Source organism: Sphingobium estronivorans, assembly GCF_008692605.1.
GTDB classification, from domain to species: domain Bacteria; phylum Pseudomonadota; class Alphaproteobacteria; order Sphingomonadales; family Sphingomonadaceae; genus Sphingobium; species Sphingobium estronivorans.
In genome coordinates this window covers 1-19,587 of record NZ_LFCT01000015.1, presented here as the reverse complement: position 1 = coordinate 19,587, position 19,587 = coordinate 1, and the positions used below count along the sequence as shown (strand labels likewise).

Sequence of the window (19,587 nt, the reverse complement as noted above, 5' to 3'; positions counted from 1 at the left end):
TTGGCCAAGTCCCGCATCGACGCCGCTGCCGCCATCAGCGTCATGGACCTGTTCACCATCGGCATCGGTCCGTCCAGTTCCCACACGGTCGGCCCGATGCGCGCTGCGCTGATGTTCATGGATTCGCTGCCCGCGACCCCGCTGCGCGTCCAGTGCGAACTGTACGGATCGCTGGCGCTGACCGGCAAGGGGCATGCCACCGATACCGCCATCCTGCTCGGCCTGTCCGGCTATCGCCCGGAAAGCGTCGATCCGGACGCCATTCCCGCGATCCTCGACGCCATCCGCAGCGAAGGCCGCATTCGCGCAGGCAGCGCCGTCAATCTCTTCATCCCCTTTGACGAGACGACCGACCTTCTCTTCCGCATGGGCGAGTTTCTGGAGGCGCACAGCAACGGCATGCGCTTTTCGGCCTGGTTCGACGGCGAGGAAGCGCCGTTGGTCCGCGATTATTATTCGGTCGGCGGCGGCGCCGTGCTGCCCGACACGGTCGCCATCGCCGACGGCACGCCGCTCGGTCACAATGTCGTTCAGCCGCATCCCTTCTCCTCGGGCGCGGAGATGCTGGCGCTGGGCGAAGCGACCGGTTTCAGCATCGCCACGCTGGTCCTGCGCAATGAGGGGGCATGGCGCACCCAGCAGGAAAGCGAAGCCTTTCTGGACAATGTGATCGATGCCATGAGTGCCTCTATCGATCGCGGCCTGAAGGAAGAGGGGCTGTTGCCGGGCGGCCTGAAGGTCCGGCGCCGCGCCCGCACCATCCATAACCGGCTGGTTCTTCAGAAAAACGCTCTTGGCCCGGCGCAGATCTTCGAATGGGTGAGCCTGTTCGCGCTGGCGGTGAATGAGGAAAATGCCGCAGGCGGCCGTGTCGTCACCGCGCCAACCAATGGCGCGGCGGGCGTCATCCCGGCGGTCCTGCACTATTATCGCCGCTTCGTTCCCGGAGCCGACCGGGAAGGGGAACGCCGCTTCCTGTTGACCGCCGCCGCCATCGGCTTCCTCTACAAGAAGCGCGCCTCTATCTCCGCCGCCGAAATGGGGTGCCAAGGCGAAGTCGGCGTCGCCTGTTCCATGGCTGCCGCTGGCCTCGCAGCTGTGTTGGGCGGCACCAATCAGCAGGTCGAAAATGCCGCTGAAATCGGCATGGAACATAATCTCGGCCTGACCTGCGATCCAATCGGCGGCCTTGTCCAGATTCCCTGTATCGAGCGCAACACCATGGGCGCGGTCAAGGCAATCAACGCCGCCTATCTGGCGCTCCAGGGCGATGGCCGCCATATCGTCAGCCTCGACGCGGTCATCGAAACCATGCGCCAGACCGGCGAGGACATGGCCAGTCGCTACAAGGAAACCTCGCTCGGCGGCCTGGCCGTCAATGTCGTGGAATGCTGATCGGCTTATCGTGCATACCGCTCGCTTTTGGGTCGAGCGGAGTCGATTTTGTGGCATCAATGCAACATTATCAATCGTTTATCTGAGGTTCATGCAACCTGACGGCTGTTCCATGACTTCAACGTCTTCCCTCTGACAGGGAGGAAAAAGAAGAATGGAGTATTCCAAAATGCGAAAGATCATGATCGCCACCCTTCTGGCCGGTGGCGCGGTCGCCAGCCCCGCTCTGGCGCAGGAACCCGCCCCCACCTTCACCGGACCCCGCGTCGAAGCGATCCTTGGTTATGATCATATCGGCGCGGGCAGCAGCGTCGATAACGACAATGATCGGGACGATCAGTCCATCGACGGCCTGCTTTACGGCGTTGGCGCGGGCTATGACGTCAATCTCGGCAGCGCGGTGGTCGGCGTGGAGGGCGAATTCACCGACTCCACCGCGAAGAGCAGCCGCCGCAACCTCACCGACCAGTTCGGCTTTGGCCGGGTCAAGCAGGGCCGCGATCTCTATATCGGCGCCCGTGCCGGCATCCTCGCCAACCCGCAGACCCTGGTTTATGTGAAGGGCGGTTATACCAACAGCAAGCTGGGCGTGCTGGCGGGCGACACCAATCAAGTGACCGACACCTCGTTCAAACTGGACGGCTGGCGCATCGGCGCGGGCGTGGAGCGGGCGATCAGCGCCAACACCTTCGCCAAGGTGGAATATCGCTATTCCAAATATAACGATGCGCATATCGACTTTGCCAACGGCGCGACCAGCGAGGAATTCGGCATCGATACCGATCGTCATCAGGTGGTTGCCAGCGTCGGCGTGCGCTTCTGATCGAAGGAAGGGGCTGGCCACGAAAAGGTCGGCCCCGACTTCGCGCCAGCCGATGCGGTCCTGAGCGTTTTCAAGCGGCCGAGGAGTCCGCTTCATGACGCGTCCCTGTCGTGGCGCAAAGCTCACGGGCCGTCGCGGCGCCTCTATCGGGGGCGTTGCCGACCTGTTACCGAATATCTTGTGAGTAACGCGATTCCTCATAGCTATGCGGTCGGCATCGAACCGGTCGACATTGACTTCATGGGTCATGTCAACAACGCCAGCTACCTGAAATGGGTACAGGCGGCGGTGCTGGATCATTGGCGTGCCTTCGCCCCCACAGAGGCCGTGGCGCGGCATCTCTGGGTCGCGCTCAAGCATGAGATCACCTACCGCAAGCCGACCTTCCTCAACGACGATGTGATCGCGACCGTCCTGCTCGAAAAGGTGCAGGGAACGCGGGCGTTTTACGACACGGTGATCCGCCGGGGCGAAGAGGTTCTGGCGGAGGTCAAGTCGAGCTGGTGCTGCCTCGACGCGGCGACCCTGCGTCCTGCGAGGCTGGCGCGGGACGTCATCCAGCGTTTCTTCGCGCCCGACGAGGAAAGGCCCTGCCGGTAAAGCGACGGGCCATCGGAGAGCGAGGAAATTGCTGGAGCATCGTGCGAAAAAGTGGGCGAGCCGGAGGCACGTGACTCCGAGCCCGGGTTTTTCGTAAAAAACGATGCGACAACAAAGGAGGTGAGCAAGCGGCCTGCGTCTGATTTAACGCAGCTTGCTCGAGAAGGGCGCTTTCATAGCCACGCCGCTCAACCCTGTCGGCTTACAGCGTCGCCTCAATCTCCCGCGCCGCCATGTCCGGCCTGTCCGCCAGGCTGATCGGCCGACCGACCACCAGAATCGATGCGCCGCGATCCAGCGCCTCGCGCGGCGTCACCGCGCGTTTCTGATCGCCCATGGCACCGCCCGCAGGCCGTACGCCCGGCACGACGAAATAACCGTCCGGCCAGGTCCGTTTCGCCAGCGCCACTTCTTCCCCGGAACAGACAATCCCGTCCAGACCGGCGCTGCGCGCCAGATCGGCCAATCGCGACACCTGCTCCTCCGCCTTGCCGCCCACACCGATGTCGGTCAGGTCGCCATTGTCGAGGCTGGTGAGGACCGTCACGGCCACGACCTTCGTGTTGACGCCCGCCGCCGCCTTCGCATCCTCCAGCATGGCGCGCCCGCCTGCCGCATGGACGGTCAGGATCGCGGGCTCCAGCACATGCAGCGCCTGCACGGCCTTGGCGACGGTGTTGGGAATGTCGTGGAGCTTCAGGTCGAGGAAGATCGGCAGGCCGAACTTCATCATCTCATGCACGCCATGCTGGCCGTGGGCGCAGAAAAATTCCAGGCCCAGCTTCAGCCCGCCCACATGATGGCGCACCTGTTGCGCAAGATCCTGGGCCTTGCGCAAGTCGGGCGTATCGATGGCGACGTAAATCGGGCTGGTCATGCTTGTCCTGTGGCGGAAAGGGGAGGGGTGGCCGCTGCCGGACTGTCGGCGGCGGGCACGGGAAGAGGGGTTGCAGTTACGGCGGCCAGCGCGCGCTCGGCATTTTCCAGCCGGCGCTTCATCCGCCAGCGCGTGGCCCGCGCCATGATCCAGAAGGGCAGCGCCCCCAGAAGAAAGGCGCCGACCAGCAAAACGGGCAGCTTGGTTTCCATGACGAGATCGCCCCACAGGCGAACGGTCACCGGGACATAATTCGCCATGCAAAAAAAGGCGAGGGCGACGGCGATGACGACCCAGAAGGCAGTCCGCAGAAATTGCATCAACGCTCCTATAGCTGCTGAGCGTGACAGCTTAGGCGATTTTGTCGCGCTGCGGAAGCGCTTCATCGGATTTGCGGTTTCCGCAGCGTCCCTTGTCCAGCTGCGAAGGCATTCAGCCGACCATGTCCTCCAGCTCTCGGCCCTTGGTTTCATGCACCAGGGCGCGGACGAAGAAGAAGGAAATGGCAGCGAAGATCGCATAGCCCGCATAAGTCACCGGCAGGCCCGGCGACACCGCGAGGGCCGGAAAGCTCACCGAAATCGCCGCATTGGCCATCCATTGTGCAAAGCCCGAGATGGCGAGGCCCGAACCCCGGATCTGGTTCGGGAACATTTCCCCCAGCATCACCCACATGATCGGACCCCAGCTCATGTTGAAGAAGATCACATAGAGATTGGCCGCGATCAGGGCGATCAGGCCATTATTGCCCGGCAGCAGGACGCCGCCCGCCGGGCCCGTGATCGCCGTGGAAAAGGCATAGGCCACCGTCGCCAGCGTCACGGCCATGCCCGCCGATCCGATCAGCAGCAGCGGCTTGCGCCCGATCCGATCGACCAGCGCGATGGTGCCAAGGCAGGCGCCGATCGACAGGGCACCGGAGAGGATATTGATCTGAAGCGCATTATCCTCGGAAAAACCGACCGCTTCCCACAGCGTCGCGCCATAATAGAAGACGACGTTGATGCCGACGAGTTGCTGGAACACGGCCAGACCGATGCCGGTCCAGACGATCGGGCGGATTTTGCCGCTGCTCTTGTCGATCAGGTCGGACAGCGTGGGCCGGTGATGGTCGGCGGCCAGGCTGGCGCGGATTTCCGCGACCTTGCGCGTCGCCTCCTCGACGCCGAAGAGGCGGGTCAGGACTTTGTGGGCGCGTTCATCCTGCCCGCGCGTCACCAGATAGCGGGGGCTTTCCGGGATCGCCAGCAGCGCGGTGAAGTAGATCGCCGCCGGGATCGCCTGCAACCAGAACATCCAGCGCCAGGCGGGAAAGCCCAGCCACAGCTCCGCCGTCGATCCGCCTGCATGGCGCGCCAGCACGAAATTGGCGACGAAGGCGCCGGTCAGGCCGGAAATGATCATCACCTGCTGCACACTGGAGAGGCGTCCGCGCACTGCCGCCGGGGTCACTTCGGAAATATAGACAGGGGAAATGACGCTTGCTGCGCCGACGCCCAGGCCGCCGACGATCCGGGCGAAAATGAAGATCGCCGAAGAGCCGGCGGCCCCGGCGAGCAAGGCGCTCACCAGAAACAGCACCGCCGCCAGCATCATCACGCCGCGTCGCCCGATCAGATCGGCCATCCGCCCGGCCAGGAAGGCGCCGATGGACGATCCCACCAGGATTGCGCCGACATTGACGCCGATGCCCAGCTTGCCGAGGGCGAAGGCGCTTTCCAGCCCCTTCTGCGTGCCGTTGATGACGCCGCTGTCATAGCCGAACATGAACCCGCCGATGGTCGCCACGGCGACGATCGCGGCAATGAAGGCCATATTCACCCTCTCGGCACTCCCTTCGGTCATTTCCTGTCCTTCCCTGCTTATCGTTCTGAAAATGGCCGCGATATGGCCGGGCCGGCCACGCACGCCGGGATCGAAGGCGAAGAGGTCGCCTGCCCATGGCTGCTCGACAAGGTGATGCTCCGTCAACCCCTTGCGTGCGGTTCCCCACCGGAACCTGCATGATCCTTCATGCATTTCGCTCTGGCAAAGGAGGCAGCACGCTCATGGCCGCGCGCGCTTATTGGCAGGGCCAGATCCGTCTGGCGCTGGTATCCATCCCGGTGGAAATCTACGCCGCCACCAAATCAGGCGCGCAGATCGCCTTTCACCAGATTCATCAGCCCAGCGGCAAGCGCGTCCGTTACGAGAAGACGGTTCCCGGCCTCGGCCCCGTCAAGCCGGAGGACATCGTCAAGGGCTACGAAGTCGCGAAGGGCGATTATGTGCTGCTTCAGCCCGAAGAGATCGAGGCGGTGAAGCTTGAAAGCAAGAAGACGCTCGAACTCACCCAGTTTGTCGACGCGAGCGAGATCGACGTGCTTTATTATGAGCGGCCCTATTATGTCGTCCCGGCCGACGATCTGGCCGAGGAAGCGTTCATCGTGCTGCGGGAGGCGCTGCGACGCACGAAGAAGGTCGGCCTCGGCCAGTTGGCGATGCGGGGGCGGGAATATATCGTCTCGCTGAAGCCCTGCGGCCGGGGCATGGTGCTGGAGACGCTGCGCTATGCCGATGAAGTCAACCGGGCTCAGGGCTATTTCCGCGACATAGAAGATGCAAGGCCGGACGCCGAACTGCTCGACCTGGCTGAAACGCTGATCGAGAAAAAGACCGCGCCGTTCAAGCCGGACAGTTTTCACGACCGCTATGTCGACGCGCTGGAACGGCTGATCGAGAAGAAGAAGAAATCGAAGGGCCGTCGCATCATCGAGGATAAGGAAGACGCGCCCGCCCGCCGCGGCGGCAATGTGATCGACCTGATGGCGGCCCTCAAGAAATCGGTCGATAGCGGCGGTGCGCGCGCCCGCAAGACGCCCGCGCGCAAACGGGCATGATCCATGGCGGAGGCCGACCCCTTACGCGCCTATAACCGCAAGCGCGATTTCACCCGCACCAAGGAACCGACGGGCAGGCGGGGGCGTGCGCATGGCAACAGCTTCATCGTCCAGAAGCATGACGCGACCCGGCTGCATTATGATTTTCGGCTGGAAATGGATGGCGTGCTGAAAAGCTGGGCTGTGACGCGCGGACCCAGCCTCGACCCCGACGACAAGCGACTGGCCGTTCGGACGGAGGATCATCCGATTTCCTACGCCGGTTTCGAGGGGACCATTCCCAAGGGCGAATATGGCGGCGGCACGGTGATGCTCTGGGATGAGGGGACATGGGAGCCGGTGCCGGGCAAAAGCGCGAAGGATCTGGCAAAGGGGCATCTTCATTTCATCCTGCATGGGACGCGGATGCAGGGCGAATGGCTGCTGATCCGGTTGAAGCCGCGCGGTCGGGAGAAGCATGAAAACTGGCTGCTGCGCAAGATCGACGATGCCCATGCGGGCGCCGCCGACGCCCTGACGGCGCGTGCGCTCACGAGCGTCAGAAGCGGCCGCAGCATGGCGGAAATCGCCGCGGACGCCCCGGCCATTTCCTTGAAGGGCAAGAAGGGCAAGGCGTTCGACGCCGCCATGGCGCAGGCCGATGCCGCCACCCCCGCCAAGCCGCAGGCCAAAAGAAAAACGCGTCGGCAGCCCGCTTTCCAGCCGCCCCAACTCGCCACTCTGGTCGATGCCGTTCCGGCCGGCAATGGCTGGATGCACGAGATCAAATATGACGGCTATCGTTGCCTGCTCTCGGTGTCGGGCGGCAAGGTGACGATCTTTACCCGCAGCGGCCTCGACTGGACCGACCGCTTCGCCACAATTGCGTCCGGGATAAGCGACATGGCGCTTCCGGCGGCGCTGATCGATGGAGAGATCGTGGCGCTGGATGAGCAGGGCAATCCCGACTTCTCCACCCTTCAGCGCACGCTCAAGGGGGAGGGGAAGGCGGCGCTCCACCTCTTCGCCTTCGATCTGCTTCATCTCGACGGACGAGACCTGACCGCGCTGCCCAACATTGCCCGCAAGGAAAAACTCGCCGCGCTGCTGGGCGAAGGGACCGCCCCTATTCATTTCGCGGATCATGTCGTGGGGGCAGGCGAAAAGCTGTTCCAGGCGCTGTGCGAGGCGGGGCAGGAGGGGATCGTCTCCAAGCGCGTGGACGCGCCCTATCGCGGCGCGCGCACGAAGAACTGGCTCAAGATCAAATGCACAAGGCGGCAGGAGTTCGTCCTGGTCGGCTGGACACCGAGCAGCGCGTCGGGCCGCACCATCCGCAATCTGCTGCTCGCGCAGAGGAAGGGCGATGGATTTGTCTATGCCGGAAAGGTCGGGACCGGCTTCAACGCCGGAAACAGCGAGACGCTGATCGCCGCGCTCAACCGGCGATCCCGCAAGACCGCGCCGCTTTCCGTTCCCCGCAGCGAGGCTCGGGGCGCGCTATGGGTTCGGCCCGATCTGGTCGCGGAAATCGCCTTTGCCGAATTCACCGCCGACAATGTGGTCCGCCATGCCAGCTTCCTGGGCCTGCGCGAGGACAAGAAGGCCCGGGACGTCACACGCGAGAAAGCCATGCCTGCACCGCAACCCCAAAGCGCTGTCACGATCAGCCACCCCGATCGCCTGATCTTTCCCGAGGCGAAGATCAGCAAGGGGCAGCTTGCCGACTATTATGCGGCGATGGGCGGAGCGATGCTGCCCTGGATTGCCGGCCGCCCGATCAGCCTGGTCCGCTGTCCGCAGGGGCGGGCGAAGAAATGCTTTTTCCAGAAGCATGACAGCGGCAGCTTCGGGGAGCATGTGAAACATGTGCCGATCCGCGAAAAGGACGGAACCCGGGAAGATTATCTCTATATCGATGAAACGGACGGCCTGATCGCCTGCGTCCAGATGGGGGCCATCGAATTTCACGGCTGGGGTTCGCTGGTCGAGGATGTCGAGCGGCCCGACCGCATGGTGTTCGATCTCGATCCCGACGAAGGGCTGGATTTCGAGGATGTGAAGAAGGCCGCCCGGGATATTCGCCGCGCGCTCGAGGATCTGGGGCTGGTCAGCTTCCCCATGTTGTCGGGCGGGAAGGGCGTGCATGTCATCGTGCCGCTGACCCCGGACGCGGAGTGGCCGCAGGTCAAGGATTTCGCGGACCGCTTCGCCCGCGCGCTGGCGGCGTCGGAGCCGGATCGCTTCACCGCGACGATGAGCAAGGCCAAGCGCAAGGGGCGCATCTTCATCGACTGGCTGCGCAACCAGCGGGGGGCGACGGCGGTGCTGCCCTATGTCGCGCGGGCGCGCGAGCAGGCGCCGGTCGCCGCGCCGGTCGGTTGGGACGAACTGGCGGACATCGAGAGTGCCGGGCATTTCACAGTGAAGGATGTGGCAGAATTGCTCCAGCGGTCCGGTTCCCGCGCCCTGCGCGGCTGGGGCGTGGCGCATCAGCCTTTGCCGCCGCATTAACGGAAGCGCGTGCGCAGATTTTCACCGCATCCGCCTTTCCTGCGCCTTTGCTTTGTTGCATAGCCTGACTCACCATGACGAAGCCGACCGAAGACGCGCCGGAAAGCGGCGCCGCCACCCCTGTCTCCACCGACACGTCCGACATGGCCACCGCCGCCCGCAAGTCCGCGGGCAAGTCGGTCTGGATGGGTACTGCCGTCGGCATCGGTTCCGCCGCCATCGTCGCGGCCCTGCTCTACGCCAACAAGAAGCGCGGCTGAGAAACACATCCAATTCCGCAAAAAAAAGAGGCGGCATGGCCTTCGCTCCATGCCGCCCCATATTGCGACCCTCTATGGGCTCTATTCCCCGCCTTGGCGACGGGAATTGCGCCTATCCCGCGCTACCGCTCAGATAGGCGATCAGTTCCGGCTTGCTGACGGTTCCGCTCTTGTCGGTGTCGGCGGTTGCAAACGCTCCGTCGGCCCAGGCCGTGATTTCACCCGGCGGCAGGGACTTGCCCGTCGCCTTCATCTCCTGATCCTTGAGCGCCACCATCCACCGCGAAAATTCGGCGCGGTCGAGCTGGCTGTCATTATTCTGGTCATAGGCCGGAAATTCCGTGTCGACGATGGCCGCGACTCCATCTCCCGAAGGCGCGGGTTGCGCCGCATTGGCCTGCGGGGCGGGGGCGTCCTGCGCCAGGGCGGGCGTCGCAACGGCACAGGCCGCCATCACAAACAAGGCACGGATCATTCCATTCTCCAAAACAGGCCGTTTGAATTGCCGACAGGCCGTCCAGCGGCTTTCATTCGTAACAATAGCCAAGCATTATAGGCAGTTCCTGAACTTTTATTCATCATCCGTCGCTCATCCCTGAAATCGGCTCGCTTCGCCCTGTGCTGCTGTGATTAATGCGACGAAAAGGTGGAAATGGGGGCGTTTTGAGAGTCGGTCGTGGACCGGATTTGCCCCGGAAAGGCGGTGCTGCTAGGCGGCACGGCGGTTCTCACTCATTCACGCAGGATTCGCTCCATGGTCCCCCGTTACGCCCGCCCGCAAATGACCGCCCTTTGGGAATCGGAAGCCCGGTTCAAGATCTGGTTCGAGATCGAGGCGCATGCGACCGAGAAGCTGGGCGAACTGGGCGTCGTGCCCGAATCCGCCGCCAAGGCGCTGTGGGACTGGTGGGCGACCAATCCGGCCATCGACGTGCCGGCCATCGACGCGATCGAGGCGGTCACCAAGCATGACGTGATCGCGTTCCTGACCTGGGTTGCCGAGCAGGTCGGCGATGAAGCGCGCTTCATGCATCAGGGCATGACGTCGAGCGATGTGCTCGACACCTGCCTTGCCGTCCAGCTCAGCCGCGCCGCCGACATATTGATCGAGGATCTCGACAAGCTGCTCGAGGTCATCAAGCGCCGTGCCTATGAGCATAAGCTGACCCCGACCATCGGCCGCAGCCACGGCATCCATGCCGAACCCGTCACTTTCGGGCTGAAGATGGCGGAGGCCTATGCCGAATTTTCGCGTTGCCGCGCGCGTCTGGTGGCGGCCCGGGAGGAAGTCGCGACCTGCGCCATTTCCGGTGCGGTCGGCACCTTCGCCAATATCGACCCGCGCGTCGAGGAACATGTCGCGGAAAAGCTGGGCCTTGCCATCGAACCGGTGTCCACGCAGGTCATTCCGCGCGACCGTCACGCCATGTTCTTCGCAACCTTGGGCGTGATCGCATCGTCGATCGAGCGCCTGGCCGTCGAGGTGCGTCATTTGCAGCGCACCGAAGTGCTGGAGGCCGAGGAATATTTCTCGCCCGGCCAGAAAGGCAGCTCCGCCATGCCGCACAAGCGCAATCCGGTGCTGACCGAGAATCTCACCGGCCTCGCCCGCATGGTGCGCAGCTATGCCCTGCCGGCGATGGAGAATGTTGCGCTCTGGCACGAGCGCGACATCAGCCACTCTTCGGTCGAGCGTTATATCGGGCCGGACGCCACCATCACGCTCGACTTCGCGCTGGGCCGCCTGACCGGGGTGATCGACAAGCTGCTCGTCTATCCTGAGCGGATGATGAAGAATCTGGACAAGATGGGCGGCCTTGTCCACTCGCAGCGCGTGCTGCTGGCGCTGACCCAGGCGGGCGTGAGCCGTGAGGACAGCTACCGCTATGTCCAGCGCAATGCGATGAAGGTCTGGGAATCGGACGGCCAGCTTTCGCTGATGGAATTGCTGAAGGCGGACCCTGATGTGGCGGCGGCGCTCAGCGCTGAGCAGATCGAGGAGAAGTTCAACCTCGATTATCACTTCCGTCAGGTCGATACGATCTTCCGCCGGGTGTTCGGCGAATAAGATCCGGCTATCGTAAAGCATAGGAAGGGCGCGGAAACGCGCCCTTTTTTGTGGATAGGATCAAGGCCGCTGAAAAATCCGTCCGTGCGGCACGGCGTCGTGGAGCCGCCGATTCAATGCCAGATCGGGCAGCGGGTGAGGGCTGTTCGGTCGATGTGGCCGGCCCTATTCGCCGATGTCGGTGATGGCGACCATTGGGCAGCCGGTGCGAACGCCTCTGGTTTCCGTCAAGGGAACCGATATTGTTTTCGGAGCGCGATGGCCGTGGGCCATCGCCTCATGACCAGGCACAATATCGCCTCGCCTGGAACGGGTTGCTGTTGCTCTCTGTCTCGACCATGGAAATTTGTGTCATAATGGCACAGCAGCCTTGGGAAATCCTTCGGGCCGAGGAACTATTTGCGCGCTCAGCGTTCTAGTCCTTCGCAGGTAACTGCCTGTGTGCGACCCAAAACCTGCCTCGCCTTCCTTCGCAGGCGGTCGGGGCATTTTTGGAAATGCTGCGCAGAAAAATGTGGTCGGGGAGAGAGGATTCGAACCTCCGGCCCCTGCCTCCCGAAGACAGTGCTCTACCAGGCTGAGCTACTCCCCGACCGATAGCGGGTCCGTTTCGACGCGGTCCCGCTGGGCAGGCCGCAGCCTATAGAGACGGCTTTTCCGGCTGGCAAGCGGGGGATGAAGAAATTTTTGAAACTCATAGCAGCCCGGCTTCGCGGAAGCTGAAATGGCTGTTTCCGGCGCGGATGACATGGTCTGCGAGCGCAATCTCGATCGGGCGAAGCCGTTTCGACAGGGTGCGGGTCAGGTGGATGTCCGTCCAGCGGGGCAGGGGGCTGTGCGGCCGCGACTGTTCGATGGCGAGCCAGCGGCTGTTCCATCGCAGCAGCGCATCCACGGTGCGACGCCAGTCATGATCGGCCCGCAGCCGGTGGAGCGGGCGCCATTCATCGTCAAGAACGAGCAGGTGCAGGGACGTGGGGTCGCGCATGGGCTGGCAGGATGGTCTTGCGGCGCGTTCGCGATAGGGGGATCATGGTCCCTTTCCGAGCGACCGGCTCGCAACTTGATCCGTTTCGCAGCATTTGGCGTGGGCGGGCCGCTTCGTTACATGACAATGCTATCGCCAGAATCATGAGAGTCTTTGCCTTGACCAGCCTGCCTCCTTCGTCCGAACCGCATTATGAGCAGCAATATCTGGACCTGATGCGGCAGATCTGGCTGCATGGCGACGAACGGATCGACCGGACAGGCGTCGGCACGCGGTCGATATTGGGGGCGACGATGCGTTTTTCGCTGGCCGATGACGCGGTGCCGCTGCTCACCACCAAGCGGGTTTATTGGAAGGTGGCGGCGCGGGAGATGCTGTGGTTCCTGACCGGCGACACCAATATCCGCGACCTGGTGCGGCAGGGCGTGCATATCTGGACCGACTGGCCGCTGGACGCCTATCGCCGCGCGACCGGCGAGCAGATCGATCGCGATGCCTTCGAGGCGCGGATTGTCGAAGAGGACGCCTTCGCCGCGCGCTGGGGCGATCTGGGTCCGGTTTATGGCGCGCAATGGGTGAACTGGCCCCGTTATGAGGCGGTGGGGGACGGTCTCTACCGGAAGGCGGCGCAGGGGCATAACCAGATTGCCGATCTGGTGGAGGCGATTCGGACCAATCCAGGGTCCCGGCGTTTGCTGTTCACCGGGTGGAACGTCGCGGAGGTGTCGCGCATGGCCTTGCCCCCCTGCCACATGACCTATCAGTTTCAGGTGGCGGACGGGCGGCTCAACGGGCTGCTGTTCCAGAGGAGCTGCGATCTGGGATTGGGGTTTGCCTTCAATATCTTCGGCCTGTCGATGATCACCCGGATGCTGGCGCAGCAATGCGATCTGGAGCCGGGCGAGGCGGTCTGGCAGGGTGGCGACGTCCATCTTTACCTCAACCATGCCGATCTGGTGGAGGAGCAGATCGGCCGAACTCCGTCCGGCCACCCGAAATTGCGGATCAATCGGCGGCCTTCATCCATTTTCGAATATGCAATCGAAGACTTTGAAGTGACTGACTATACACCACAAAGGCACATTGCGGCTCCCGTAGCGGTCTAGCGCCCAGGGATCGGACTGCGGCGAATTGGGACAGCAAGACTTGCCTTTGAGGACGTTGTAATATAATAACTGCGAAGAGCAATATTATTGCAATGCACAAAAGGAGGCAGGATGAGCGACCGGATCGATTCGGACGCTGGAACGGGCCAGTTGGGGCGCAATCTGCCCCCGCTTCGACTGCATGTGCCGGAACCGAAATTCCGGCCGGGCGATACCGCCGATTTCAGCGATTTCGCAATTCCGCCCGCTGGCGCGCAGGCCCGACCGGATGAAGTCGCGCAGCCTGCCCAGATGCGCGATCTGGCCTATGGGCTGGTCCGCGTGCTGGACGAAAATGGCGCCGCGGTCGGGCCCTGGGATCCCAAGTTGCCGGCCGAAACGCTGCTGAAGATGCTGCGCGCCATGGCGCTGACCCGCGCCTTTGATGGGCGCATGTTCCGTGCGCAGCGACAGGGCAAGACCAGCTTCTACATGAAATCGACCGGCGAGGAAGCGGTGTCCATCGGCGCGGCGGCGGCGCTGGCGAGCGATGATATGTGCTTCCCCAGCTATCGTCAGCAGGGCATATTGATCGCGCGGGGCTGGCCGATCATCGACATGATGAACCAGATTTACTCGAACAAGGGCGACCGGCTGAAGGGGCGTCAGCTTCCCATCATGTATTCGGCGCGGGCGGCGGGGTTCTTCTCGATCTCCGGCAATCTGACCACGCAATATCCGCAGGCCGTCGGCTGGGCGATGGCGAGCGCGGCGCGCGGGGATACGCGGATCGCGGCAACCTGGTGCGGGGAAGGGTCGACGGCCGAGGGCGACTTTCACTCCGCCTGCACCTTTGCCAGCGTCTATCGGGCGCCGGTCATCATGAATGTCGTGAACAACCAATGGGCGATCAGCAGCTTTTCGGGCTTTGCGGGAGCCGAGGCAACGACCTTCGCGGCACGGGCCATTGGCTATGGCATCGCCGGGCTGCGCGTGGACGGGAATGACGCGCTGGCGGTCTATGCGGCGACGCGCTGGGCCGCCGACCGGGCACGGGCCAATGCCGGACCCACGCTGATCGAGCATTTCACCTATCGCGTCGAGGGGCACAGTACCTCCGACGATCCGAGCGCCTATCGCTCGGCCGATGAGGCGAGCCATTGGCCGTTGGGCGATCCGATCGCACGGCTGAAGAAGCATTGCATCGCCCTTGGCATATGGGACGAGGAACGGCACGCCGCGATGGACAAGGAACTGGCCGAGATGGTCCGTGACGCGGCGCGTGAGGCGGAGAAGAACGGCATTCTGGGTCATGGCCTGCATCATCCGATGGAGTCCATGTTCGAGGATGTGTTCGAGGAGATGCCCTGGCATTTGCGCGAACAGCAGCAGGCCATGCTCGACGAATGGAAGGCGGCAGGCCTGTGAGCGAAGCGATCGGATCGGAAGCTGTGAGCGATATTCAGCAGATGAACATGATCCAGGCGATCAACAGCGCGCTGGACGTGATGATGGAGCGCGATCCCGATGTGGTCGTGATGGGGGAGGATGTCGGCTATTTCGGCGGCGTCTTTCGCGCGACGGCGGGCTTGCAGCAGAAATATGGCAAGAACCGGGTATTCGACACGCCGATCACCGAATGCGGCATCATCGGCGTGGCCGTGGGGATGGGCGCCTATGGCTTGCGGCCGGTGCCCGAGATCCAGTTTGCCGACTATATCTATCCGGCGCTGGACCAGTTGGTGTCGGAGGCTGCGCGGCTGCGCTATCGTTCGGCGGGGGAGTTCGTCGCGCCCATGACGGTGCGTTCCCCCTTTGGCGGCGGGATTTTCGGCGGGCAGACGCACAGCCAGTCGCCCGAGGGCATCTTTACCCATGTCTCCGGCGTGAAGACGGTGATTCCCTCGACGCCTTATGACGCCAAGGGGCTGCTGATCGCGGCGATCGAGGATAATGATCCGGTGATCTTCTTCGAACCCAAGCGCATCTATAACGGACCGTTTGACGGGCATTATGACACGCCTGCCAAAAGCTGGGCCGGGCATGAGCAGGCGCAGGTTCCAACCGGCTATTACCGGGTTGCGCTGGGCGAGGCGCGGGTGGCGCGGCCGGGGGAGGCGATGACGGTGCTTTGCTATGGCACGATGGTCCACGTCGTCGAGAATACGGTAGCCGAGATGGGCGTGGATGCGGAGATCCTTGACCTCCGGACATTGGTGCCGCTCGATATCGACGCCATCGAGCGGTCGGTGAAGAAGACCGGGCGTTGCCTGATCGTGCATGAAGCGACGCGGACCAGCGGTTTCGGGGCGGAATTGTCGGCGCTGGTGCAGGAACGCTGCTTCTACCATCTCGAAGCGCCCATCGGACGCGTGACCGGTTTCGACACGCCGTATCCGCATAGTCTGGAATGGGCCTATTTCCCGGGGCCAGTGCGCATTCGCGAAGCCATCAACAAGATTGTGAAGGACTGACAGGTCATGGCGCTTTTTAGTTTCAGGCTGCCGGACATCGGCGAAGGCATTGCGGAAGCGGAGATCGTCGGCTGGCATGTGAAGGTCGGGGATCGGATCGAGGAGGATCAGCCGATCGCCGACATGATGACCGACAAGGCGACGGTGGAGATGGAAAGTCCGGTCGCGGGCACGGTGATCCGCCTGGCGGGCGAGCCGGGGCAGCAGATCGCCATCGGATCGATGCTCGTGGAGATTGAGACGGAGGGAGAGGCTGTCGGTGCAGAGGGGGCGGTGGAAAAGGCCGAAGCGCCCGTCCCGGTCGCTCCTGTCGCCGTCGAGGCGAGGTCTGAACCGAGCAAGCCTGTCGCGGTCGTCGAGGACAAGCCGGTTGAGCCGGTAGCGAAGGGAACCGTCAAGGCAGAGGTCCTGGCGTCCCCGGCCGTTCGTGCCCGTGCGAAGGAATTGGGGGTCGATCTTGCCCAGGTGAAGCCGAGCGGCGATCATATCCGCCACTCCGATCTCGATGCCTTCCTCCTTTATGGGGCAGGGCAGGGCTATCGGCCCGCCGGGCGGTCTTCCAGACGCGCGGATGAGGAGGTCAAGGTCATCGGCCTGCGCCGCCGCATTGCCGAGAATATGGCCGCCTCCAAGCGGGCCATTCCGCATTTCTCCTATGTCGAGGAAATCGACGTCACCGCGCTGGAGGAAACCCGCGAGCAGTTGAATGCAAACCGGGGCGAGCGGCCCAAGCTCACCATGCTGCCGCTGCTGATCGTGGCGATCTGTCGGGCGTTGCCGGACTTTCCGATGTTGAATGCGCGCTATGACGATGAGGCGGGCGTGGTGACGCGCTATGGCGCGGTGCATATGGGCATTGCGACGCAGACCGATGCCGGGCTGATGGTGCCGGTGATCCGCGACGCGCACGACCGGAATGTCTGGCAGTTGGCGGCGGAGATCAGGCGGCTGGCCGATGCGGCGCGGACCGGCAAGGCGAAGTCGGAGGAATTGTCCGGCTCGACGCTGACGCTGACCTCGCTGGGGCCGTTGGGCGGAGTGGCGACGACGCCGGTCATCAACCGGCCCGAAGTCGCGATCATCGGCCCGAATCGCATTATCGAGCGGCCGGTGTTCCGCGGCAAGGAAGTGGTGCCCGCCAAGCTCATGAACCTGTCCATCAGCTGCGACCATCGCGTGGTCGATGGCTGGGATGCGGCGAGCTTCGTGCAGGCGGTGCGCAAGCTGCTGGAAACGCCGGTCCTGCTGTTCGCGGATTAGCGCGGCGATCTGATGGGATCGGATCGCTGCTCTAGCGCGTGGGGGGCTTCAGCCATGGCGGGCTGCAAATTGCGGCTTTCTGCGCTTCCGATGCGCTTTAATTACGTGCGGGCCGCTCTAACGGACGGTCGCGCGGTAGCTGAGGCGGCCGCTTTCGCCAGGAGAAATCTCTTGCGGAACGGTCCAGCGGATATGGGTGATATCCGCGGGGACCGCCCGGCGGGTGCCGCCCAGCGGCGTCGGCAGCCATAGATCGGTGAGGCGGCCCCAATGGGCGCCGCCATCCACCGACACCTGCATCGCGGGATCGGTGAGGTCGAGTTGTGCGCCGCGCGGTACGGCGTTGGTGACGGCAAGGTTGCGGATCGGACGGTCGCCTTGATTGCGCCAGTTGACCACCAGGATCAGCTGGTCGCCCGATCCGGCGCGGTCCGCGCTTTGCAGGATGCGGCGTTCCCGGCCGTTGATGTCGGTGCTTGTCCGCTCGACGAACATCTGTGTTTCCAGCCGGATGTCCTGCCGCGCCTGCACGATCTGCGGCGCCCCCAGACAGGCCAGAGCGATGAGCCAAACCCCCGATTTCATGTCAGTCCCCCCGACTTCCTTTCCGGCCGATTGTGGCAACAGGTGCCGAAAATTTGGTTAATACCAAGGTCCGATGAGTTTGACTCATCGGACCTTGGTAAAGCCCGCGCGGCGCCTGAGCGAAACCCACTTGTGATCGGTCGAAGACCGAGCGCGATGATATAAGATGCTGTTTCCCTTGCTATCCGCCGGTGTCGCTGATGTAAATTGACGGATCGGAGGCGCCGATGCACAAAAGGGCGGCAGGCGGGGATATTTCAAGCGTGACAGTGCAGGAGCAGCAGGAGATTAACAGGCGCCGGGACCGCCTGCTGGCGTCGATTGCGCTGACGACCGGAATCGGGCTGATCCTGGCCTTGCCCTTTGCCTTGCAGGAAGGGGCGGAGTTCTTCCTGCCGCTGACCGCCGCGCTGGTGATCGCGATTGCGCTGGTGCCTTTTCTGGAATGGATGGAAAGGCGGGGGATGCCCTCGCCGCTGGCGGCGCTGACGGCGGTGATCGCTTTCCTGCTGGTCGCGAATACGGCGCTGGTGCTGATCATCGTTCCCGCTGCCGACTGGTTCCGCCTGCTGCCTGAGCGGATGCCCAAGATTCAGAATAACCTGGCGCCGCTGATCGATTTTTATTCGCAGCTTCAACGGTTTGTGGATGAAACGGTGCAGATGCTGGCGACCGGGCCGGTGGCGGCGGCGCAGACGGCGGCGGTGGATGCGCCCCGGTCGCTGCTGCAATTCGCCGCCACCTCCGCGCCTTCGGCCATCATCCAGATGGTGTTCGCGCTGCTCATCATCTATTTCTTCCTCTCCGGTTGGACGCGGCTGCGGCGGCGGACGATCAACAGCCGGGGCAGCTTCGACGGCGCGATGGCGGTGGCGCGGGTCATCCAGAATGTCGTGGACGCGACTTCCGCCTATGTGCTGACCATCGCCACCATCAATCTGTGCCTGGGTCTGGCCGTGGCGTTTGCGCTTTGGCTGATCGGCATGCCTTCGCCCCTGATGTGGGGCGGCATCGTCGCGCTGCTCAACTTCGTGCCCTATTTCGGGCCGATGCTGGCGGCGGTGCTGCTGGCGCTGGGCGGCCTGATGGTGTTCGACGATGTGTGGAAGGCGCTGCTGCCCGCGGCGCTCCAGATCGGTTTTCATCTGGTCGAGGCCAATTTCGCCACGCCGACGATTCTGGGGCGGCGGCTGACCATGAATCCGCTGCTGATTCTGGTGTCGCTGACCTTCTGGGGCTGGGTGTGGGGAACGCCGGGAGCGTTGCTGGGCGTGCCGTTGCTGATCATCATCCAGACCGTCGTGTCGGCGGCGGGAACCCCGGATATTGCCGGATTCCTGTTCGAACAGGGGACGCTGACCGTGTCCCCGCGCAAAGAAAATGACGAAAGCCGCGAAACTGATGTTACAGGCGGTTGACAGGGGCGGCAGGCCCGCATAGATGCCCGCCCACACCGAACGCGGGTGTAGCTCAGTTGGTTAGAGCGCCGGCCTGTCACGCCGGAGGTCGCGGGTTCGAGCCCCGTCACTCGCGCCACTTTCCCTTAAAAGGAGGTGGATGGTTTTTCAGATAGCATCGTCTGGCGGTCGCACAGGACCGCGCCAAGATGCCGCCCTGCGCGGGTGTAGCTCAGTTGGTTAGAGCGCCGGCCTGTCACGCCGGAGGTCGCGGGTTCGAGCCCCGTCACTCGCGCCACTCCTTTGATGAGTGATGCTGCCGGTTCTGGGGAACTGGCTTTTCCTTATAAGAGCGATGGCTGGCTGGTTTCGACCATCTGCGGACATCCAGATCATCCGGCAC

General features: G+C 63.4%; 18 protein-coding genes and 3 tRNA genes. 14 read left to right on the top strand and 7 right to left on the bottom strand.

The genetic code is table 11. The features are described 5' to 3' along the window. From F7P65_RS11395 to F7P65_RS11385, 3 genes are all read left to right on the top strand, one after another. Entirely contained in the window at positions 1-1,395 is a 1,395-nt protein-coding gene (locus F7P65_RS11395; RefSeq protein ID WP_150291866.1) for an L-serine ammonia-lyase, read from the top strand. A gap of 169 nt (positions 1,396-1,564) precedes the next feature. Beyond that, a complete protein-coding gene (locus F7P65_RS11390) occupies positions 1,565-2,218 on the top strand; it encodes an outer membrane protein (protein WP_150291865.1) in 654 nt (217 codons plus the stop codon). Between the two features lie 180 nt (positions 2,219-2,398). Continuing rightward, complete coding sequence (locus F7P65_RS11385) at positions 2,399-2,818, top strand: acyl-CoA thioesterase (RefSeq protein WP_150291864.1); 420 nt, start codon at positions 2,399-2,401, stop codon at positions 2,816-2,818. A gap of 202 nt (positions 2,819-3,020) precedes the next feature. On the opposite strand, the gene pyrF is transcribed toward F7P65_RS11385, so the two are convergent. The 3 genes from pyrF to F7P65_RS11370 form a co-directional block, all read right to left on the bottom strand. After that, on the bottom strand, positions 3,021-3,695 hold the full coding sequence (pyrF, locus tag F7P65_RS11380; protein ID WP_150291863.1) for an orotidine-5'-phosphate decarboxylase: 675 nt from the start codon (positions 3,693-3,695) through the stop codon (positions 3,021-3,023). Then, positions 3,692-4,015 carry a LapA family protein gene (locus F7P65_RS11375; protein WP_150291862.1) on the bottom strand — a complete coding sequence of 108 codons (324 nt, stop codon included), beginning with the start codon at positions 4,013-4,015 and terminating at the stop codon, positions 3,692-3,694. The genes pyrF and F7P65_RS11375 overlap by 4 nt, the downstream gene beginning before the upstream one ends. Positions 4,016-4,127: 112 nt before the next feature. Then, positions 4,128-5,540 (bottom strand): sugar porter family MFS transporter, encoded by a 1,413-nt coding sequence (locus F7P65_RS11370; protein WP_150291969.1) that lies wholly within the window; start codon positions 5,538-5,540, stop codon positions 4,128-4,130. Positions 5,541-5,743: 203 nt separating this feature from the next. On the opposite strand from F7P65_RS11370, the gene ku reads away from it, so the two are divergent. The 3 genes from ku (at position 5,744) to F7P65_RS11355 (ending at position 9,327) form a co-directional block, all read left to right on the top strand. Next, positions 5,744-6,574 carry a non-homologous end joining protein Ku gene (ku, locus tag F7P65_RS11365; RefSeq protein ID WP_150291861.1) on the top strand — a complete coding sequence of 277 codons (831 nt, stop codon included), beginning with the start codon at positions 5,744-5,746 and terminating at the stop codon, positions 6,572-6,574. 3 nt (positions 6,575-6,577) lie between these two features. Next, positions 6,578-9,067 (top strand): DNA ligase D, encoded by a 2,490-nt coding sequence (ligD, locus tag F7P65_RS11360; protein WP_150291860.1) that lies wholly within the window; start codon positions 6,578-6,580, stop codon positions 9,065-9,067. A gap of 74 nt (positions 9,068-9,141) precedes the next feature. Beyond that, complete coding sequence (locus tag F7P65_RS11355; RefSeq protein ID WP_150291859.1) at positions 9,142-9,327, top strand: hypothetical protein; 186 nt, start codon at positions 9,142-9,144, stop codon at positions 9,325-9,327. A gap of 112 nt (positions 9,328-9,439) precedes the next feature. Here F7P65_RS11355 and F7P65_RS11350 read toward each other — a convergent pair whose 3' ends face one another. Next, the gene (locus F7P65_RS11350; protein ID WP_150291858.1) at positions 9,440-9,802 is read right to left on the bottom strand and encodes an EF-hand domain-containing protein; all 363 of its coding nucleotides are present in this window, start codon (positions 9,800-9,802) and stop codon (positions 9,440-9,442) included. A 279-nt stretch (positions 9,803-10,081) separates the two neighbouring features. Here F7P65_RS11350 and purB point away from each other — a divergent pair, with 279 nt between their 5' ends. After that, positions 10,082-11,395: an adenylosuccinate lyase gene (purB, locus tag F7P65_RS11345; RefSeq protein WP_150291857.1), complete on the top strand. Its 1,314-nt coding sequence runs from the start codon at positions 10,082-10,084 to the stop codon at positions 11,393-11,395. A gap of 515 nt (positions 11,396-11,910) precedes the next feature. Here purB and F7P65_RS11340 read toward each other — a convergent pair. Continuing rightward, a tRNA-Pro gene (locus F7P65_RS11340) sits at positions 11,911-11,987 on the bottom strand. Between the two features lie 102 nt (positions 11,988-12,089). Further along, positions 12,090-12,383, bottom strand: a complete 294-nt coding sequence (locus tag F7P65_RS11335) for a JAB domain-containing protein (protein WP_150291856.1) — start codon at positions 12,381-12,383, stop codon at positions 12,090-12,092. Positions 12,384-12,541: 158 nt separating this feature from the next. On the opposite strand from F7P65_RS11335, the gene thyA reads away from it, so the two are divergent. The 4 genes from thyA (at position 12,542) to F7P65_RS11315 (ending at position 17,202) form a co-directional block, all read left to right on the top strand. Continuing rightward, positions 12,542-13,489 carry a thymidylate synthase gene (gene thyA, locus F7P65_RS11330; protein ID WP_275897558.1) on the top strand — a complete coding sequence of 316 codons (948 nt, stop codon included), beginning with the start codon at positions 12,542-12,544 and terminating at the stop codon, positions 13,487-13,489. Positions 13,490-13,600: 111 nt separating this feature from the next. Then, on the top strand, positions 13,601-14,896 hold the full coding sequence (locus F7P65_RS11325; RefSeq protein ID WP_150291854.1) for a 3-methyl-2-oxobutanoate dehydrogenase (2-methylpropanoyl-transferring) subunit alpha: 1,296 nt from the start codon (positions 13,601-13,603) through the stop codon (positions 14,894-14,896). 41 nt (positions 14,897-14,937) lie between these two features. After that, positions 14,938-15,942, top strand: coding sequence for an alpha-ketoacid dehydrogenase subunit beta (locus F7P65_RS11320; protein ID WP_150291968.1), 1,005 nt, complete (start codon positions 14,938-14,940; stop codon positions 15,940-15,942). Between the two features lie 6 nt (positions 15,943-15,948). Further along, positions 15,949-17,202, top strand: coding sequence for a dihydrolipoamide acetyltransferase family protein (locus F7P65_RS11315; protein ID WP_150291853.1), 1,254 nt, complete (start codon positions 15,949-15,951; stop codon positions 17,200-17,202). Positions 17,203-17,319: 117 nt separating this feature from the next. Here F7P65_RS11315 and F7P65_RS11310 read toward each other — a convergent pair whose 3' ends face one another. Further along, the gene (locus F7P65_RS11310; protein WP_150291852.1) at positions 17,320-17,787 is read right to left on the bottom strand and encodes a hypothetical protein; all 468 of its coding nucleotides are present in this window, start codon (positions 17,785-17,787) and stop codon (positions 17,320-17,322) included. 263 nt (positions 17,788-18,050) lie between these two features. On the opposite strand from F7P65_RS11310, the gene F7P65_RS11305 reads away from it, so the two are divergent. The 3 genes from F7P65_RS11305 (at position 18,051) to F7P65_RS11295 (ending at position 19,482) form a co-directional block, all read left to right on the top strand. After that, on the top strand, positions 18,051-19,205 hold the full coding sequence (locus F7P65_RS11305) for an AI-2E family transporter (protein WP_150291851.1): 1,155 nt from the start codon (positions 18,051-18,053) through the stop codon (positions 19,203-19,205). Positions 19,206-19,246: 41 nt separating this feature from the next. Next, positions 19,247-19,323 (top strand) — tRNA-Asp (locus tag F7P65_RS11300). 82 nt (positions 19,324-19,405) lie between these two features. Then, positions 19,406-19,482: transfer RNA gene (locus F7P65_RS11295), tRNA-Asp, on the top strand. The last annotated feature ends 105 nt before the right edge of the window (positions 19,483-19,587 follow it).

Coding starts and splice junctions, on each gene's coding strand:
- purB (WP_150291857.1), top strand. CDS start 10,082: ATGGTCCCCCGTTACGCCCGCCCGCAAATGACCGCCCTTTGGGAATCG.
- F7P65_RS11335 (WP_150291856.1), bottom strand. CDS start 12,383: ATGCGCGACCCCACGTCCCTGCACCTGCTCGTTCTTGACGATGAATGG.
- F7P65_RS11350 (WP_150291858.1), bottom strand. CDS start 9,802: ATGATCCGTGCCTTGTTTGTGATGGCGGCCTGTGCCGTTGCGACGCCC.
- F7P65_RS11310 (WP_150291852.1), bottom strand. CDS start 17,787: ATGAAATCGGGGGTTTGGCTCATCGCTCTGGCCTGTCTGGGGGCGCCG.
- F7P65_RS11390 (WP_150291865.1), top strand. CDS start 1,565: ATGCGAAAGATCATGATCGCCACCCTTCTGGCCGGTGGCGCGGTCGCC.
- pyrF (WP_150291863.1), bottom strand. CDS start 3,695: ATGACCAGCCCGATTTACGTCGCCATCGATACGCCCGACTTGCGCAAG.
- ligD (WP_150291860.1), top strand. CDS start 6,578: ATGGCGGAGGCCGACCCCTTACGCGCCTATAACCGCAAGCGCGATTTC.
- F7P65_RS11375 (WP_150291862.1), bottom strand. CDS start 4,015: ATGCAATTTCTGCGGACTGCCTTCTGGGTCGTCATCGCCGTCGCCCTC.
- F7P65_RS11355 (WP_150291859.1), top strand. CDS start 9,142: ATGACGAAGCCGACCGAAGACGCGCCGGAAAGCGGCGCCGCCACCCCT.
- ku (WP_150291861.1), top strand. CDS start 5,744: ATGGCCGCGCGCGCTTATTGGCAGGGCCAGATCCGTCTGGCGCTGGTA.
- F7P65_RS11315 (WP_150291853.1), top strand. CDS start 15,949: ATGGCGCTTTTTAGTTTCAGGCTGCCGGACATCGGCGAAGGCATTGCG.
- F7P65_RS11325 (WP_150291854.1), top strand. CDS start 13,601: ATGAGCGACCGGATCGATTCGGACGCTGGAACGGGCCAGTTGGGGCGC.
- F7P65_RS11370 (WP_150291969.1), bottom strand. CDS start 5,540: ATGACCGAAGGGAGTGCCGAGAGGGTGAATATGGCCTTCATTGCCGCG.
- F7P65_RS11320 (WP_150291968.1), top strand. CDS start 14,938: ATGAACATGATCCAGGCGATCAACAGCGCGCTGGACGTGATGATGGAG.